This window comes from Paraglaciecola sp. MB-3u-78 (assembly GCF_002835935.1).
Taxonomy (GTDB): Bacteria; Pseudomonadota; Gammaproteobacteria; order Enterobacterales; family Alteromonadaceae; genus Paraglaciecola.
In genome coordinates, this window is sequence record NZ_PJCF01000003.1 from 280,218 (window position 1) to 298,250 (window position 18,033).

At 40.7% G+C, this 18,033-nt stretch carries 14 protein-coding genes and 4 pseudogenes; 5 read left to right on the top strand and 13 right to left on the bottom strand.

The annotated features are described in order from the left end of the window. Positions 1-38: 38 nt before the first annotated feature. From CXF95_RS05190 to CXF95_RS05205, 4 genes are all read right to left on the bottom strand, one after another. The gene (locus tag CXF95_RS05190) at positions 39-947 is read right to left on the bottom strand and encodes a hypothetical protein (protein ID WP_232787659.1); all 909 of its coding nucleotides are present in this window, start codon (positions 945-947) and stop codon (positions 39-41) included. A 155-nt stretch (positions 948-1,102) separates the two neighbouring features. After that, the gene (locus CXF95_RS05195) at positions 1,103-1,459 is read right to left on the bottom strand and encodes a hypothetical protein (protein WP_101197701.1); all 357 of its coding nucleotides are present in this window, start codon (positions 1,457-1,459) and stop codon (positions 1,103-1,105) included. Positions 1,460-1,478: 19 nt separating this feature from the next. Further along, the gene (locus CXF95_RS05200; protein ID WP_101197702.1) at positions 1,479-1,673 is read right to left on the bottom strand and encodes a CPXCG motif-containing cysteine-rich protein; all 195 of its coding nucleotides are present in this window, start codon (positions 1,671-1,673) and stop codon (positions 1,479-1,481) included. Between the two features lie 86 nt (positions 1,674-1,759). Continuing rightward, positions 1,760-2,419: a glutathione S-transferase family protein gene (locus CXF95_RS05205; protein WP_101197703.1), complete on the bottom strand. Its 660-nt coding sequence runs from the start codon at positions 2,417-2,419 to the stop codon at positions 1,760-1,762. Between the two features lie 160 nt (positions 2,420-2,579). Between CXF95_RS05205 and CXF95_RS05210 the strand changes: the two genes are divergently transcribed. Further along, entirely contained in the window at positions 2,580-3,017 is a 438-nt protein-coding gene (locus tag CXF95_RS05210) for a DUF3010 family protein (protein WP_101197704.1), read from the top strand. A 716-nt stretch (positions 3,018-3,733) separates the two neighbouring features. On the opposite strand, the gene CXF95_RS05215 is transcribed toward CXF95_RS05210, so the two are convergent. The 3 genes and pseudogenes from CXF95_RS05215 to CXF95_RS05225 form a co-directional block, all read right to left on the bottom strand. Next, positions 3,734-6,082, bottom strand: coding sequence for a response regulator (locus CXF95_RS05215; RefSeq protein WP_101197705.1), 2,349 nt, complete (start codon positions 6,080-6,082; stop codon positions 3,734-3,736). Beyond that, on the bottom strand, positions 6,060-7,079 hold the full coding sequence (locus tag CXF95_RS05220) for a cytochrome-c peroxidase (protein ID WP_101197706.1): 1,020 nt from the start codon (positions 7,077-7,079) through the stop codon (positions 6,060-6,062). The genes CXF95_RS05215 and CXF95_RS05220 overlap by 23 nt, the downstream gene beginning before the upstream one ends. 692 nt (positions 7,080-7,771) lie before the next feature. Then, positions 7,772-8,920 (bottom strand): annotated as a pseudogene (locus CXF95_RS05225) (choice-of-anchor I family protein); the annotation flags it as partial. Positions 8,921-9,312: 392 nt separating this feature from the next. On the opposite strand from CXF95_RS05225, the gene CXF95_RS29495 reads away from it, so the two are divergent. Both CXF95_RS29495 and nrdD read left to right on the top strand, forming a co-directional pair. Then, entirely contained in the window at positions 9,313-10,293 is a 981-nt protein-coding gene (locus tag CXF95_RS29495; protein WP_157828074.1) for a transposase, read from the top strand. A 197-nt stretch (positions 10,294-10,490) separates the two neighbouring features. Then, positions 10,491-11,582, top strand: a pseudogene (gene nrdD, locus CXF95_RS05235) (anaerobic ribonucleoside-triphosphate reductase); the annotation flags it as partial. Between the two features lie 28 nt (positions 11,583-11,610). Here the strand turns inward: nrdD and CXF95_RS05240 are convergent. Next, on the bottom strand, positions 11,611-11,991 hold the full coding sequence (locus CXF95_RS05240) for a SirB2 family protein (protein WP_101197707.1): 381 nt from the start codon (positions 11,989-11,991) through the stop codon (positions 11,611-11,613). Between the two features lie 328 nt (positions 11,992-12,319). On the opposite strand from CXF95_RS05240, the pseudogene mog reads away from it, so the two are divergent. Together mog and CXF95_RS05250 are read left to right on the top strand one after the other, a co-directional pair. Further along, positions 12,320-12,846, top strand: a pseudogene (gene mog / locus CXF95_RS05245) (molybdopterin adenylyltransferase). Positions 12,847-12,983: 137 nt separating this feature from the next. Then, a complete protein-coding gene (locus CXF95_RS05250) occupies positions 12,984-13,706 on the top strand; it encodes an NnrS family protein (protein ID WP_255418888.1) in 723 nt (240 codons plus the stop codon). Here CXF95_RS05250 and CXF95_RS05255 read toward each other — a convergent pair. The 5 genes and pseudogenes from CXF95_RS05255 to CXF95_RS05275 all read right to left on the bottom strand — a co-directional run. Beyond that, positions 13,668-13,823 (bottom strand): annotated as a pseudogene (locus CXF95_RS05255) (IS5/IS1182 family transposase); the annotation flags it as partial. The gene CXF95_RS05250 and the pseudogene CXF95_RS05255 sit on opposite strands and share 39 nt — an antisense overlap. 356 nt (positions 13,824-14,179) lie before the next feature. Next, positions 14,180-16,036 carry a choice-of-anchor I family protein gene (locus tag CXF95_RS05260; protein WP_101197708.1) on the bottom strand — a complete coding sequence of 619 codons (1,857 nt, stop codon included), beginning with the start codon at positions 16,034-16,036 and terminating at the stop codon, positions 14,180-14,182. Between the two features lie 101 nt (positions 16,037-16,137). Beyond that, on the bottom strand, positions 16,138-16,893 hold the full coding sequence (locus tag CXF95_RS05265; protein ID WP_157828076.1) for a phytanoyl-CoA dioxygenase family protein: 756 nt from the start codon (positions 16,891-16,893) through the stop codon (positions 16,138-16,140). After that, entirely contained in the window at positions 16,874-17,341 is a 468-nt protein-coding gene (locus CXF95_RS05270) for a RidA family protein (protein ID WP_101197710.1), read from the bottom strand. Before CXF95_RS05270 ends, CXF95_RS05265 begins: the two co-directional genes overlap by 20 nt. Positions 17,342-17,350: 9 nt before the next feature. Next, positions 17,351-17,899: a hypothetical protein gene (locus CXF95_RS05275; RefSeq protein WP_101197711.1), complete on the bottom strand. Its 549-nt coding sequence runs from the start codon at positions 17,897-17,899 to the stop codon at positions 17,351-17,353. Positions 17,900-18,033: the final 134 nt, after the last annotated feature.

Below are 18,033 nucleotides of genomic sequence, written 5' to 3' on the forward strand. Positions count from 1 at the left end.
CATTGGCATCGAGCACCGGCAATATCTTTTTTAGCTATCTAAAGCACTTCCTCAAGGCTATACATATTACCCGCTATATCTCGGGCGCTGCGATTGGCAATCTCGCCTAGGGGAATTTTTGCAGGGCCAGTTGGTTCCATTAGCAAATAGTCCATGCCGTCTATATCTAGGGTTTGCTCGTTTGTTCTAAAGGGCAGGACGATACCTAACAATGCATGATTAGGCAGAAACACCATGGCCATTTTCACATCCGGTATTAACGAACGTATTAAGCTTGCCATCAATACTGTTTTGCTATCACAGTCTCCTTGGTTGTTGGCTACCACAGATAGTGGCGGTAAATAGCCTGCACCGTTAGACGTTAAGCGATTCTTTAATTCATTGTAGGGGATGCTTTGTACCCAGCTGAGTACTAAATTGACATAAGCACGGGTTTCACTATTTGTGGGTAATTTGTCATACACGGCTTGGGCTATAGGCAACAGAGCCGCTGTATTTTCAGAAATATAACGTAAATGATCAGGTTTTATGGCTTTTTGACCCATATAAGAACGAAAGTGACTGTAATAATTATCTTTAAGATATTGGTCGAGGGCTTTTTCCTGACTTTGGTTCATTGAACGCTGCCACTTATCTAAGAGATTGTTGGATCTGCTGGTGACTTGTATATGAAGATCTTGCCCTCGATGCTGGATCTGCACTCGGGCTTCTTTGGGATCAATTTTACGAGCCGCTTTATGCAATTCTATATAGACATATTGCTGGGCTAAGTCAGGAATGAATTTTTTATGATTTTGGGTATTTAATTGACGCAACGGCAATGTGAACGCTAGGTCTGTTGTTTGATCTTGATGATCAGACCAAGTGTAGTTGAAATGCATTTCCTTATTTTGTTTGGATTTATTAAAGGATAACTGCTGTGCAAAGCTGGGCAGATGGACGCTCATAAAAGCTATGGTAAGCCATCTTATTGTATTGCGAGATACCTTGATCATAAATATGATTTTGACTCATAGGAGTATAAACACGCCTACGTTATCACCAACTTAACGTAAACGGTAATTTGCTGGTGTTATTGGCGGTTCTGGATCATGTATATGGGTTAGTTAATTTGTTTTAAGCTAAGTTGACCCAGTGAATAGACAACATCGACTAATGGAATAAAACCTGCTGGTGTGGCTAAATTGACATAACCTTGGGGTTGTTCAATTAAAATATCTCCAAAGGTAGTCTGCCTATTTGGTACAGGATCGCATTTGATTTTTAAGTTGTCGCTGTTAACCCAGTGAGTCATACCTCCAGTGGCAGCAAAAGCAATATCTATCTCCTCGATATCTACTTTCGTAGAAAACTCATAACTACGGATATGCTTGACGACCAACTGCAGCAAAGACCTTTCATTTGCTGCTTGTTGGATTTTTAGTTGTAACCAAGGTGTGGCATTAAATACATCTATCATTCAGAGACCTATTGGCAATTTATTCACTGTCAGTTGTGGCGACAATATTAAATTTGTCGTGGATACCTGCCGTAACCACAACCTCAATAGGTGAACAACAAATTTGACAATCAACTATTTGTTGCTGATTTAAATCATTTTCTTCATCAATTAATAGGTCATTTGTGACCATACAATATGGGCAACTGAATTCAGCGTTTGTGGTTAGACTCATTTTTTATTCCCTAAAAAACATTAAAATGAATTAACCAATCTTACGCCAATAATTTATTAAGCGATCATTTATTACAATCTTTATCTTTAAGAGAGGCTCGCAATATATTTTTTGAATTTTATATTGCCGAGTTTTCTGTCTTCTGCAATTTTAATGACGTCTTCTCGCTGATTTAACGTAGTCATCAGTTGTTTCGCACCCGGTGCCATGTCGAGTAAATCAAGTTCAAACAACTTACCAGCAACCGCTGCAGCTAAATCAGCACTATACAGAAACACTATGTCTGCCGCAGTTAGTTGCTCACCTGCCAAATAAGGATTGAATTGGGCACAGCGGGCCAAGCCTTCGATGCCTTTGCATAAAGCACGTTTGGCTTCTTTTTTAGTCAGTGCGTCGACCTGTTGTCCAAAAAACACTTCAGGGTGGCAACGCCTAGCGGGCAACTCCAAATACAACTCGGCCATTTTAACTAATTCTCTAATCTTCGCTTTTTCAAACGTATTACCGGGATACAAAGGTTTGTCTGGATAGGTGTCGTCAAGATATTCAAGAATGACATTGGTTTCAGTCAACACACCTTGCTCAGTCTCTAAAGCCGGTACTTTACCCATTGGACTTTTGCTGAGATATTCAGCTGATTGATTGGGGTAAAGAATGACTGTTTTATATTCAATACCTTTAACGGCCAAGGCAAGTTTAATCATATTGAAGTAGTTACTGACGTCGAAACCATACAGAGTTAACATTTTTGAACCTTTTAATTGGTAATTTGGGGCTGGTGTATGTTGGTATAAAGTAGCATTTCACTCAACATCGTTTTATTGATGTATTGGTATCACTCATTTTTAGGAATTAAGTTATAATCCACAAAATTCAAGTTAAAATCAAAAGTAAAGGTAAAGAGTTATGCGGGTAATCGGTGTTGAATTAAGTGGTAATGATGCAAATATTTGTTTGTTATCTTTGGCTGAAGAGGTATTCCAAATTCCTGATTGCCATACGCGCAAACTATCACTGCCTAAAAACGCAATAGCTAAAGACTTACGTTATTTTCAAAAAACCTTTGCGCAATTAGTACAAGATTACAAAATAGACCAAATTGTCATTCGCCAACGCCCCATGAAAGGTAAGTTTGCTGGTGGTGCCATAGGTTTTAAATTAGAAGCGGCGTTAGAGTTATTAGATGATGTAGAAGTCATAGTGTTGTCTCCCACAGCTATCAAAGAATCATTAAAGCGCAACCCTGTGCTTGTGCCTATGCCCGACACAGGTTTAAAGATGTTTCAAGAAGTCGCCTTTAACACCGCTTTTGCCTATCTGATGAAAGACAAATATGCACTCTAAGTGCAGCAGCTAGCTTTTAGTTTGCATAAAAAAAACGGCGTTATTTGAAGAATTAACGCCGTTTTTTTATTAACAGTGCTGGTTCTTTTTTTATGTTGATATAGCAATATTCGAAGGTGGACTAGCAGATTACAGGCAGTCGATAAAATTCATTGCAAGGTAAATTTAAGCGATCAGGAGACATAGAAGATATCTTAGTCGAACGGCTGCTATGCCCAAGAAAGCGGACGTAGCGATTTATTGTGGTTTCGTCCGGTTTGAGCGAAAAGCAGACAAACAAGTTAATCATCTTAAGGACGGGAATTCCGACATAGCGGTCATTAGCACTTAGAGTTATATTGGTGCATTTTGCTACTAAACCCCTTCAACATCAACTTCCTCTATCCGTCGTCCATGTGCCAATAACGGCCGTTCGTGGTCATAGCGATTCAGGAGCAAGAAGCCTAATTTTTAGCAAATTAGGATGATGTCTCAGCAACTGCTTTTTTGTTACGCTGCCATAACCTCATAAATTCATCATGCCAAATACCTAAACTGCATAACCGTGCCCTAAATTCAGACACGCCCCAATTATTCAACTAGATTTCACCAAAACAACCGAACACCTCATGCCAGCGATAGACAATTCAACCATGCACTGAAAACTTGCTTTGTTGTACTCAAAAATATTTAATTATGGGTGGCATGTTAAATACTATTGAAAACCAATAATTATTTTAGGTGCCGGTTATATTCTTACAGAATTTCAGCAGTATTTCTTCCAATGATTCTCTGGAGTAAGGTTTTCCTAAATGCGCATTCATTCCAATCTCATGATAGTGATCTATTTCTTTTTGCATGACGTTGGCTGTGAGTGCGACGATCGGCAGTTCCTGTATCGTAAAATGTTGTCTGATAATACGCGTCGCCTCCAACCCGTCCATCACTGGCATTTGCACATCCATAAGGACCATGTCATATCTGTTCTTTTGAACTTGTTCTACTGCTTGTTGACCGTCTTCTGCAATATCCACGCGTACCGACATCACTGACATCATTTCAGTAGCAACAATGCGGTTAATTTCATTGTCTTCAACCAATAAGATACGAGTATCGGACAATTTGGGTCTCGATTTTTCTTGGTTGTGCAATTTATCAGGCCCTGAATCTATGCCACATCTTATTCTATCTAAAAGAGCGAGCGCTAATTCTTGCTGGGTAATAGGTTTATGCAAACACAGACAATCCGGGTGGTTCGCAAGGTCTGTACGTAAATCTTTAGAATCATAGGCAGTGAATACAAATATATGTTGAGGCTTGTTTGGCTTAGCTTTCATGCTTTGAATGAGAACAAGACCACTAACATTCGGCAGTTTCCAATCCACAAGAGCAAAGTCAAACGTCGTTTGTTTCACTTCTTTTATCGCTGCTGCTGCATGGCTGACTGCAACAACCTTCAGCCCCAAGTTCTTTGCCATGGTTTGGGTTATATCTAAGGTAAGTGAGTTGTCTTCTACTATCAGCAATGTCATTCCGTGCAATAGAATTAAGTCTTTGTTTTCGTTTTCCAAATTGATGTTAATTGCCTGACGATATGGGATCCGCATACTAAATGTCGATCCCTTGCCAAGTGCACTCTTAACATTAATGTGGCCTTCCATCATTTCAGTCAATAGCTTACAAATGGCTAAGCCTAATCCTGTGCCTCCATACTTTCGAGTAGTAGAGGTCTCAGCCTGAGTAAAACGAGAAAACAAGCGAGTTTGTTGAGTGTCAGTCAGACCAATCCCCGTGTCAGAGACAGCAAACTCAACCCATTGTGTATCACCTGCCGATTTAATTAGATTGGCCTTAAGCACCACATGGCCTTTGTCAGTGAACTTTATTGCATTGGACATCAAGTTAAGAAGAACCTGTCCAACTCTTATGGGGTCACCATTGAGGTGAGACGGAAAATCACTTGAGATATCAAATACCAGCTCAATATTTTTGTCTGCGGCACTCTTGGAGAGTATGGTTTTTATGTTTGAAAAGAGTTCTTGAACGACAAAGTCCACTTGTTCCAAAGTGAGGTTTTTTGACTCAAACTTAGAAAAATCTAATATATCATTGATGATGGTCAGCAATGACTTGGCTGAAAATTGCAAATTTTCAATATAATGTTTTTGAACAGAGTCAAGCTTAGTACTTAAACACAGGTCAGCTAAGCCGATGATGCCGTTCATAGGCGTTCTAATTTCATGTGACATATTGGCCAAAAACTGGTCTTTGGTTTTTGTGGCTTGTAACACTTGTGATGACTGTTGCTTTAGCGCAAATGTGAGGCGAATTAATGCCGTCAGGAAGATACAAAAAATTGAAACAATACTTAACATTAAGTACAGACTGTATTTACCTTCGCTTATTTTTATTTCTGTATAGGAAAAAGTCACATGGCTAAGTAATTGGCCTGCGGCTGGGTGAGACTGAATCTCTTTCAGTAAATGATAAGCAGGCATCTCATTATCGATGACAAATTCAAAATGCTTTCGCAGCATGTTCCATTGAATTTCGGGGCTTTCCAACAAGCGAAGGTTGTTGTCATATTGGTCGATTAACCCGCGCAAGTTTTTGGCACTATCCACATCGGGTTCGTTCATGAAAGCCATTGTACTAGCGACGATGCGATTGCTTTGTGATTGCTGGAGTTCAGTGCCTAAAGCCGAGTTCTTTTGAAATTCGTTAATTAGGCGTCCTGAGGTTTTTAGCATTGTGACAAGCTGCATATATTCAGATATGAGCTCATCGAGCCCATTTAGTTGATTCTGCAGGCTGACGGATAAGCTTGAACGTAGTATCAAACGCTCAGTCTGCATTTGCAGCTTTGCATGATTATCAAAATGTTGAGTGATAGCGTAATCGGCCAGTAATGTTTCAACTATTAGGTCTGACAATACATGTTGAAGTTTGACTGCAGAATCCAGATGTTGCTGCGATTGTTTATTTTCTCGTTGAAGATCAATGAATGCCATGGAAGATAAAACAAATAGTACCAAAAATAGTAATTCTATCGCGTACTTTGCCTTACTCATTGCTAACCAGCTCATGTTTGATACCGGTGAAGCTATGGAGTAATGCGACCAAGTCGTCTACATCCTCATCACTGAGCTGTCTGCCAAGTTGCGCTCTGGCCATTATCTTTACGGCCTCTTTCAGACTCACGATTGAGCCGTCATGAAAGTAAGGGGAAGTTAACGCGATGTTTCTTAATGAAGGTACCTTGAATACATTCCTGTCTTTTTCTTGTTGGGTGATTTCATATCGCCCCTCGTCTAATAACAGGTGACTGGGTACCGAGTCTACCCGTCCTAACTTTTGAAATAAATTACCACCAATATTGCGGCCTTGGTGACAACTGACACACCCAAACTGTTGAAATTTCAGCCATCCTCTTTGCTGTTGCTCGGTCAGCGCTGAATTGTCTCCTAAAAGGTATTGATCAATGGGCGCATTCGGCGTAATTAATGTTTGTTCATAAATGGTCAAGGCTTGGAGAATATTTTCAGACGTGATACCTGAGCTACTAAGCTCGTCAAAGGCCACGCGAAATTCGTCGTACTGCTTTAATTTTTGAATAATGGACTGCAGTGACGTACCCATTTCAAGGGGGTTTGTTATTGGTCCGAGCGCCTGATGAGCAAGTGTTGGACTACGGCCATCCCAAAATTGTCGGAAATTAAAGGTGGCATTGAGTACCGTTGGGGAATTACGTGAGCCGGTTTGATTATTGATACCTGTTGAAACGGGAAATCCATCGTCACCACCGAAATCCACCAGATGGCACGATGAGCAAGATACCGTGTTATCTCCAGACAACAAAGGGCTGTGAAACAAAGCCTTACCCAATATAGCCCAATTGACATCATACGTGAGTGATGTGGGTATAGGTTGGATCGGGCCATCTACACTTATGTTTTGGTATGTTGTATCTAATCTTGCGGTTGTAGAGCTGGTATCAGATAAAGGAAGCAGGTAATAGAAGAAAACTAATATGCCACAAGCCAGCAATGCTGATGATAATGTTATGAAGTAACGTGCCTGCATCTAAACTGCTATGTCAATTTATCAGATTAACTTAGCCTACACGACAATCTGTAGGAAAAAAAGAGAAGAGCATAGGTAGAATAAAACGTCATTTTTTATAAAATGACAATACATGATGCGACATATTTTCCATATTGACATCTATTTTATATTCTTAAGGGAGTGAAAGTCGGCTATTTTTCGTCTATTAATCAACTGTTTCTACATAATTCAGAATTCAAGACAAGCACCTCCCACTGTTGTGCAAACCAGTTTTGTTTATGATGATGAACTGCTTTTATTCAAACAGACTTATCTGAGGCCAAGTTTGATTAATCGCATGATGATTTTGCGCTCAATATAGTCTGATAGTTCGAATTCTCTTACGTCGGCTTTAGGTCGATTTAAGCCTTTTCTAGACTAGAACCTTATGTCGGCTTTTGGCACAAACTTCCCAGTCAGGCTTAACACTCGACTGACCGCTTTTAGGCACATAGCTGCCAGTCAACCCAGTCCATTTCAAGTTCCGCAAGTGGCATAAACTTATAGTTCGACCACTACAATTCCTATGTCTGCTAGCTCAGTAAACTGGCTCTCAAAATTCAATGTGTCGCACTAAAAACTAAAATTTGCAGTTTTATAGGCTAGGGCGTTTTCACTTTCATTTTTCTATACATGCGAAACTACCCAAGCCCATTTTTGTTGCTTTCTGCTTAGTTCTCAGTAATCTGCCAAACCGACACTGTACCGCTAACTTCATTACCGATAATAACTAAAGCGTTACCTGTTGGGCTATTGGTAGCATCAACAAACGTCATGCCTTCTGGGCCGCTGTCACCCTCTATGTTGCCACCTTCGGTAAGACCGCGGTTAATCACATAATCCACAAACTTAGTAGCATAAGGGTTGGTGACATCGTAAACAAAAATGCCGCCCATACGCTCTAAACCAATAAACGCATAGGTTTTGTCGCCTACTTGCCCTACTGTTAATGCTTCAGGCTCTGGACCTTTATTTGCAGAACGAGAGTCTCCTTCATTTTTGTCGTTGTTGTTATTAAAAGTATTGCCATGGATAGAAGCAGTAATGCGCTCAAAGTCATCACCCGAATCAAACACCACTAGACCATTACTGTCCCAGATAGTGAATGAACGGGCACCATAGGCGTAAAGCGCTTCATATTTACCATCATTGTCACTGTCACCTAACTCTTCTGTCACGGTTAAACGCCCTAGAGGATAAGCAGTGAAATCAAAATCTCTTGGGTCATCACCGGCTATGGTGTCCAGATTAGAGCCGAGTTCATAATTAAGGCGGCGGGCTTGAGTTTCTTCGGTGAAAGACAAACAACCATCAACTTGGTCAAAGTCTTGGCCACCTGCTGCATCGCATAAGTCTTGGTCTTGTTCGCCGTTTGCATTTAAGGTGTCGAAGAAATACTCCCTTGCATCACCTTCGTTTGCGGTCAACAAAAAGTGAGCGTCTTTCCACTGATATGAGGCGATGGTATCAGGCATGTACATACCGTACAGGTCCTCATATTGACCAAAACTCACTGTACCATCTTCCATGCCATCTATCTGATAGCTACTCCAGTCTTTAAAACCAAGCCCAATCACTTTTACACTGTTGTCGGTTAAATCAATAATGGCTAAACCGTTGTTTTCTTGAAGTGTGACGTAGGCAACTTCATTGGTAGTAGTGATGTATTCTGGCTCTAAATCTTGCGCCACTGTTGTGGTGATCAAAGTGCCATTGATAGTACGACCTGATGGATTAGGGAAGTGCATGCCCTTAGCTTCAAGCTCAGCTTGTTTGCCGTTATAGTCAGAGAAGCTGATAGTGGTTGATGTGTCGCTGGGCATATCGTTAAAAGGATAGGGGGTCAAGTTGCTTGATTAATAAGACTAGAAGAGGATAGGGGGTCAAGTTGCTTGATTAATAAGACTATGGGTTCTACGCTTTATGTATGCCAAGACCTCAACGAATTGAATATGAAAATGCTTTTTACCATGTAATGAATCGTGGCAGGGAGCGGCACACGATATTCCATGGAAAGAGGATAGGGGGTCAAGTTGCTTGATTAATAAGACTAAGAAGATAGGGGGTCAAGTTGCTTGATTAATAAGACTATGGGTTCTACGCTTTATGTATGCCAAGACCTCAACGAATTGAATATGAAAATGCTTTTTACCAAAGAAGATAGGGGGTCAAGTTGCTTGATTAATAAGACTATGGGTTCTACGCTTTATGTATGCCAAGACCTCAACGAATTGAATATGAAAATGCTTTTTACCATGTAATGAATCGTGGCAGGGAGCGGCACACGATATTCCATGGGGATGAATATTATCTCTGCTTTTTGGAAACACTTACACAGGCTCAGCTACGTTTTAAATGCATTGTTCATGCTTATTGCCTGATGGGAAATCATTACCATCTTTTGATTGAAACACCCAATGCAAACCTAGGCAGAGTTATGCGGCATATTAATGGTGTGTATACTCAGCGCTACAATCGCCTACGTTTAACTGACGGACCGTTATTTAGAGGACGTTATAAAGCTATTTTAATTGATCACGACGCTTACCTTTTACAACTGTCCAGGTACATTCACCGTAATCCTATCGAGACAAAAGAGCCCTTAGTAGCACGATTAGAAGACTATCCTTGGTCAAGTTATCCGGCATACATTGGCAAGGTGAAACCTACTGATGTGCTTGAACGCGAGACAATCTATAAGATGTTAGGTCACAAACAACAATATAAAGGTTATAGCGATTTTGTTATGCAAGGTATTGATAAAGAAACAGAAATGTTTCATCGTAAAGGCAACATGGCAGCTATTTTTGGTGATAAAGCGTTTAAAGAGTGGGTTTACGAAGAACTTTTGCCCGAGTTGGGCGCAGAGAGAAAAAGTCGGGTTGTACAGCCGGATTTGACGATGCAACAAGTGACTGATGGTGTTGCCGCTTATTACAAGACAAATACAAAAGATATGCTAAAAATCAGTCGAGGCCCGCAAACAGAAAATGAAGCACGCAAAATTGCGATGTATTTATGTCAGGAGTTAGCAGCGGCAAAGCTGAAGGAGATAGCAGATTATTTTAATCTGAGCCACGCAGGTTCAGTTAGCTTTATTACTCATCAAATTAGGCAGAAAAAACGAGTAAACAAAAGATTCCGTCGTACTGTAGAGGGGTTGATTAAAAGTCTTATTAATCAAGCAACTTGACCCCTAATTTCCTAATTACTCATCAAATTAGGCAGAAAAAACGAGTAAACAAAAGATTCCGTCGTACTGTAGAGGGGTTGATTAAAAGTCTTATTAATCAAGCAACTTGACCCCTAATTCTAGCATATTAATCATTAATCAAGCAACTTGACCCCTAATTCTAGCATATTAATCAAGCAACTTGACCCCTAATTCTCAACAAGGAACGGGAAAAAACCGTATTAACCTTCCCGGTTATTACCGTGGCAATGTTAACCGACAATGGTCAGTGTAAAGACCAACAATTTGCCAATGAAATGGCGCAGCAACTGGCAGCGGGAAACTCATTTTTTGTTTATCAATCTGATAACGCTGACTCACTGGCTTCATGTTGCCGCCTGCGCAATGAAATCAGCGACAATACGTTTTCGTATTCACTCGGTGCCGGTGGCGTTGCCACCGGGTCAATCAATGTTATTACCATTAATATGAATCGCCTGGTACAAGATGGCCGGGATATGGCGACTGAGATCACTAAGATCCATCAGTACCAAGTGGCTTATCGTAAGTTGATGGAAGAATACCAAGCGGCCGGTTTACTTACTGTTTACGATGCGGGCTTTATCTCGCTGGACAAACAGTTTTTAACCATAGGCATAAACGGCATGGTTGAAGCCGCTGAGTCACAAGGGATCACCGCCAGTAATAATGACGAATACATTAATTTTGTGCAGCAGCACTTAAAAGTCATTTTTGACGCCAATAAAGCGGCCAAAGCAGAGTATGGCTATATGTTTAATACCGAGTTTGTACCGGCTGAAAATCTAGGGGTTAAAAACGCTAAATGGGATAAACAGGATGGCTATTTTGTGCCTCGGGATTGTTACAACTCTTATTTCTACGTGGTAGAAGATGAGCAGTCTAATTCTTTAGATAAATTCCAGTTACACGGCAAAAAATTATTGGATTATCTGGATGGTGGTTCGGCTTTGCATTTGAATCTGGAAGAAAAACTCGATCAAGGCGGTTATCTAAACTTACTGAATATTGCAGCAACAACCGGCTGCAATTATTTTTGTGTAAACGTAAAAATCACCATCTGCAACCAGTGCGAAACCCTAGACAAACGCACTTTGGACTGTTGCCCCAATTGTGGCAGCAAAGACATTGACTATGGCACCCGTGTTATCGGCTACTTAAAACGTGTCTCAGCCTTCAGCAGTGGGCGGCGCAGCGAGCATAAGTTGCGGCATTACCATCGTCAGCCTGGGGCAACGAATAAAGACAGCAACAAGGCCAATCAAGTATAAGGTTGGTCTTGTTAGTGGTGAGCAGACATTAGCTCAATAAAATAGGTTTAAAGTGAGCCAAATAAAAGATGCCGGTTAAAAGCAGCAGCGCAACAATGGCAGCTAAGGTGCGAATTAAAACACTAAAAGTCACTTTTAATGCGACAAACCCCATCAATATATAGCCCAAAAGTAATATTATCTTAATGCCTAACCATTGATGCAACAAAGGCTGCCATGGTCCTAACGCTAACAAAACAAACGCCAATACCAGCAAAAGTGTATCGTTAATATGCGGTACATGACGCCAAACACTGGTTCGCCAACCTGGCTTGCCTGACATGTCCAAGACTAGCCTCGAAACAAATAGGCTGGCACTCAACAATGCACAAGTAATATGCATAAATTTAACGGTTAAATAAAATTCCATCTCAGCGCTTATAAATAAGGAAATTCAGTTAAGGAGCATAAAGCAAATTTTATCAACAGGACATATGGGTGAAGCCCAAAAGGGCAAGAGGAGCTGTTTGAGGTTGCTCTTGGCAACTTGAGGCTTTGTACTCTGCGCAAAGGAGGTAGGTCAACTACTCCCTTATGGTTAACTCTTTTAATATCATATACATAAGACTAATCCACCGACCTATGAGGGTATAATAGGTGCATATTAAAGCCCCGCTAATGTTTGCCTAAACCATAGTTATCATTATGGGCTGCAATTGATACAAGATGGCATGCGGCCATTAAATTAGGACCCTCAAATGCACACAAAAGTAGCAAAAATTGGCATAGTCAGCGATCGAGCTAGCGCTGGGGTGTCTGAAGATATTTCCAGTCAAGCCATCAGGGAGACTTTAGACCAATACCTTAGCAGGGACTGGCAAGCTGAATACCGTCTGATCCAGATGAACAAGATACAATTGAACAAACTCTGATTGAACTAGCGGATCTTCATAGTTGTTGTTTAATTATAACCACAGGCCTAACAGGACCAGCTAAACGTGATGTTACTCCTGAAGCAACAGAAGCAGTTTGCGACCGCATTATGCCAGGTTTCGGAGAATTAATGCGCACTGAGTCTTTAAAATATGTGCCTACTGCGATTTTATCCCAACAAATGGCGGGTCTGCGGCAAGACAGTTTGATTGTTAATTTACCGGGAAAACCCAAAGCCATACGCCAATGTCTAGATGCGATATTTCCGGCCATCCCTTATTGCATCGATTTAATGGACGTCCCCTACTTAGAATGTAATACACAAGTGATCACGGCATTTAGACCCAAATAGTCAAAAAAATTTCATTAACACTGAATAGATGCTCTTGCTCAATATTTACCTTTTACAGGATGACAACCACAATGCAAATCACTGATCTTGCTGAAGAACAAAAGCTTACTCCCCTAATTCGTTAAGCATTTCGTCCTATGTTCCTATTTGGTGCGATATTTAGCACTATCGCGATGCTGTTATGGGGCTTGGCTTTAATGGGCCATATTCAATTACGCACTTTTGCTAATATCTTATTTTGGCATAGCCATGAGATGTTATTTGGTTTTGTCAGTGCCATTTTTGTAGGTTTTTTACTGACAGCGGTACAAAATTGGACAGGGCTTAGAGCGCCATACAACAAAACCCTGCTTTTTATCTCTCTGCTTTGGCTAAGTGGGCGTCTAGTGTTGTTATTTGGGCAAGATTTATCTGTCTATATAGTTGCTGCCATCGATTTAAGCTTTTTGCCTATTTGTGCGGTATTGCTGGCGCGGCCATTAATTAAGTCGAATCAACAACGGAATTTATTTTTTGTACCAGTATTGTTTTTAATTACACTTTGTAATGCCCTAATGTACATTGGCGTTGAAACAGGTCGCTATGATATTCAACAGTTAGGCTCACAAAATGCAGTTTGGCTAGTGACATTATTAATCGCCATAGTGGGTGGGCGAGTCATTCCAATGTTCACCGCCAATGGCACACAAACTGCAAAAGTAGCCTCCATCATTTGGTTGGATCGCATATCACTAGGCTCACTTTGGCTAATATTCATTCTACACTTTTCCACCCTTGCTAAATTTATCCCCAATTCAGGGTTAAGTGGCTTATTTGCCTTTAGCAACAACACGCTCAAATCCAAGTGTTTCAAGTTCTAAACCCTCCACAAATAAATCCACGACTCGAACCGGATTATCTTCAGTAACAAAGTCATCAAGCGTTTCTGGAAACAAGGTGGTTTGTGTTCTTGACTGACCTAAAATATGATGAGCCATCATGTTTTCTCTATGGTTTAGTTGACCATATAATTATACCAAAATTGGTGATTTAATAGGCGGCAACATTAAGAATGTTTGATCATAAAAACATAGAGCTTAGACCAAAAGGTGATCAATAGTTTTCACACAGCCTGTCGCACTTGCTGTCTAATTACTCAACTGTCCACTTTAGTGGTCGGCTGTTTTAAAAATAGAATCCTCTGACTGTTATTAACGAGTCGAAAATTTGCCGTATGAAAATCCATTAACATGAATTTTGTGATGAAATACAATTGTTTAATAGGCTAGGGCGTTTTCACTTTCATTTTTCTATACATGCGAAACTACCCAAGCCCATTTTTGTTGCTTTCTGCTTAGTTCTCAGTAATCTGCCAAACCGACACTGTACCGCTAACTTCATTACCGATAATAACTAAAGCGTTACCTGTTGGGCTATTGGTAGCATCAACAAACGTCATGCCTTCTGGGCCGCTGTCACCCTCTATGTTGCCACCTTCGGTAAGACCGCGGTTAATCACATAATCCACAAACTTAGTAGCATAAGGGTTGGTGACATCGTAAACAAAAATGCCGCCCATACGCTCTAAACCAATAAACGCATAGGTTTTGTCGCCTACTTGCCCTACTGTTAATGCTTCAGGCTCTGGACCTTTATTTGCAGAACGAGAGTCTCCTTCATTTTTGTCGTTGTTGTTATTAAAAGTATTGCCATGGATAGAAGCAGTAATGCGCTCAAAGTCATCACCCGAATCAAACACCACTAGACCATTACTGTCCCAGATAGTGAATGAACGGGCACCATAGGCGTAAAGCGCTTCATATTTACCATCATTGTCACTGTCACCTAACTCTTCTGTCACGGTTAAACGCCCTAGAGGATAAGCAGTGAAATCAAAATCTCTTGGGTCATCACCGGCTATGGTGTCCAGATTAGAGCCGAGTTCATAATTAAGGCGGCGGGCTTGAGTTTCTTCGGTGAAAGACAAACAACCATCAACTTGGTCAAAGTCTTGGCCACCTGCTGCATCGCATAAGTCTTGGTCTTGTTCGCCGTTTGCATTTAAGGTGTCGAAGAAATACTCCCTTGCATCACCTTCGTTTGCGGTCAACAAAAAGTGAGCGTCTTTCCACTGATATGAGGCGATGGTATCAGGCATGTACATACCGTACAGGTCCTCATATTGACCAAAACTCACTGTACCATCTTCCATGCCATCTATCTGATAGCTACTCCAGTCTTTAAAACCAAGCCCAATCACTTTTACACTGTTGTCGGTTAAATCAATAATGGCTAAACCGTTGTTTTCTTGAAGTGTGACGTAGGCAACTTCATTGGTAGTAGTGATGTATTCTGGCTCTAAATCTTGCGCCACTGTTGTGGTGATCAAAGTGCCATTGATAGTACGACCTGATGGATTAGGGAAGTGCATGCCCTTAGCTTCAAGCTCAGCTTGTTTGCCGTTATAGTCAGAGAAGCTGATAGTGGTTGATGTGTCGCTGGGCATATCGTTTGCAATGTTGATGACTGATATCGAACCTTCTGGATCAATATTGTAATCACCACTTGGCTCACCTTCATTAGCCGTTAATACTTTGCTGGCATCGGGTGTGAAAGTCACCATATCGGGTAAGTTGCCAACTTCAACCGCTTTTACAAAAATGGGCGAGGTCGTATTTATGCCGTTATAAAACAATACCAAACCATTGGTTGCTTTATCTTTAGCGGGCACGGCCACAGCCATCCAGTCACCAGATACTGCAACACTTGTGGGGCCAGCTAATATAATGCCATCTTGCACAGTGGGCAGAACGAGTGCTGTCGATGTTAGATTTTCACTGGATAGAGGATTGGTCAAAGCTTCTGAGGTCAAAGATGAGGCATCAATGATTTCAATGGTTGGTTCATCAGCGGCACTATTGATTGAATAGATAGTGTTGGAGGCGGGGTGAAATTGCACAATTTCTGCCGCGCCTTCAGGATCGCTGGGGTTAAGTTGGATGCGCCCAACCAAACTCAGACTAATACTAATACTCGCATTGGCGTTTTGACCATTAATGCCATCACTACCATCTGTTCCAGGGTTACCCAATTCACCTTGAGTGCCAATCGCACCGGGTTCACCATCATCACCTTCTAAGAAACAACCCGTTAGAGATAAGCTCATTGCTAAGGCAAGGGCTGAATACTTAAAACATTTAACTACTGACATCAGTTTTTTCCTTTATATGCTGTTTAATTACAAGCAGCATATGAAAGTCCGATGACAGTAATGTGATAGAGAAATGACAGCTTTATGACATTAAAGAGCTTTTATAGAAATAAGCTTTTATCTAAGTCAGGAAACATTTGTGCAGAAGGTTGATGTTTTAGTTGTATAAATTCAGTTAGTTGTGGGACTCGCTCACAATATAATATATCTAGGGCAAGCCTATTATTTCCATACAAGCCTCTGTGGATCATATTTGCAGAGAATAGCAGTACATCTCCTAACATCAGCGGTATTGAAACGCCATTTGCTAAGCTTTCAGAATGCTTATGGCCATTTTGCTCCAACCTGACTTGCAATTCCTCGTCAGTATCCCAGTTTATATGGGAGCCGGGGATCACCTCAACACCGGGATCCGCAGTCAGTGGAATTCTGACATGTAAGACTTCTGGTCCAGTCAGTGCCAATTTTTGCTGCTCAACCGTCAAATGGTATTGTGGATCACGATGCCAATAGTTGGCTTGTTTGGTATTGAAAGGGTCGAAAAATAACTGAGTGCCCATAAACACGGGAGAGTGTACGACTTGGTTCACTGCTTCTAATAAGCGCATATCACTGATCAACGTAAATAAAACTAATCGTTGCGCTTCAGTCAAATATTGCTCAGACGTTAAGCCTGAACTATTAATCGCGCTCGTTTCATAAAAATCACGATTATCAGTACACCAAGCGTGGTGGAAAACGTCCACTACTTGCTTAACCTTAGACAGGGAGGAAGGTACTAAAAACTTGTCTAGTTTTATAAATCCATTTTTGGCGAACTGTTGTTGGGTTTGCTCATTAACCACTAAATGCTCCAATACACTCCACCTCAACCCGTGCATTAAGGGCTAAGCCGTTTGTAGCAAATGCACTGCGAGCAGGAAAGTGTTTTGGGAAATAGTCTGTATAAACTAGATTAAAAGCGGGCCAATCTTTTATGTCTGCCAACATCACTGTGCATTTCACCAAGTCGTTCATAGTTAAACTATGTTTAGCCAAACTTGCCTGAATATTATCCATAGTTTGTTTTGTTTCTGCTTCAATCCCACCGGCAATCAGCTTACTGGTATTCGGTAGAGTGCCTAATTCGCCTGATAAAAATAACAAATTTCCCACGCGCACCGCATTCGAAAACGGGTAATTGTTATCAATATTTCGCTGGGACGAAAAATATTCGACTGGCTCCCCTGATGCTTGCGGGGAAGGGGCGATGCTGCTCAAAACAGCGAAAAAGGTTGTTACTAACCTTAAATTTATAAAGTTCAAGATGGCTCCTTAATGGGTGTTATTAGTTGCTTTACTTTGTCTGCTACGTATACCGTAAACAACTAAATAGATTAAAATCATAGTTATAATTGCAAAGCCACTCCACTTTGTCGCTGTGACAAACCCAGCCGTATCTGCAATGACAGAATGTTTTGTCGGGTAAGTACTGAGCAGAAAAATCAACATAGAGTTTTCAGTTAAGTCAAAAAGAACGACAACATAAGGTAAAAAAATTATTTTTTTAGGGAATGGGATAGAAAAGTTTTTTATGATTAAGGCCAGAATCATGGTCAATAACGTGCCATAAAAAATGGGGTAGGCTAGATCCACAGTTAACAAACCAATGATGTATCTGCCACGAATGGCTTCTCCATAACCCGTTAACATTTGATAAAGCGTGTCTTGGTTATACCAAAAGAGTAAGTCGAGTGGTCCAATACTGCCAGCGTTAATAATATTAGGTAAAAGATACAGCGGAAATATTAAATAAACTGCACACATGCCAATTATCAATCGAATGTTAGTCACTCTGAAGAACCAAATAACAATATTTTCCATTACACACACATACCTTAAATAATAAGTTCCTTAGTGCCTACCATCTATCTAAACACATAGAAAAATCTAGAGGCTAAGTATTTTTATAACAAATTATCGTAAATTCATGGTGAACTGTGATGATTGTGTGTCTT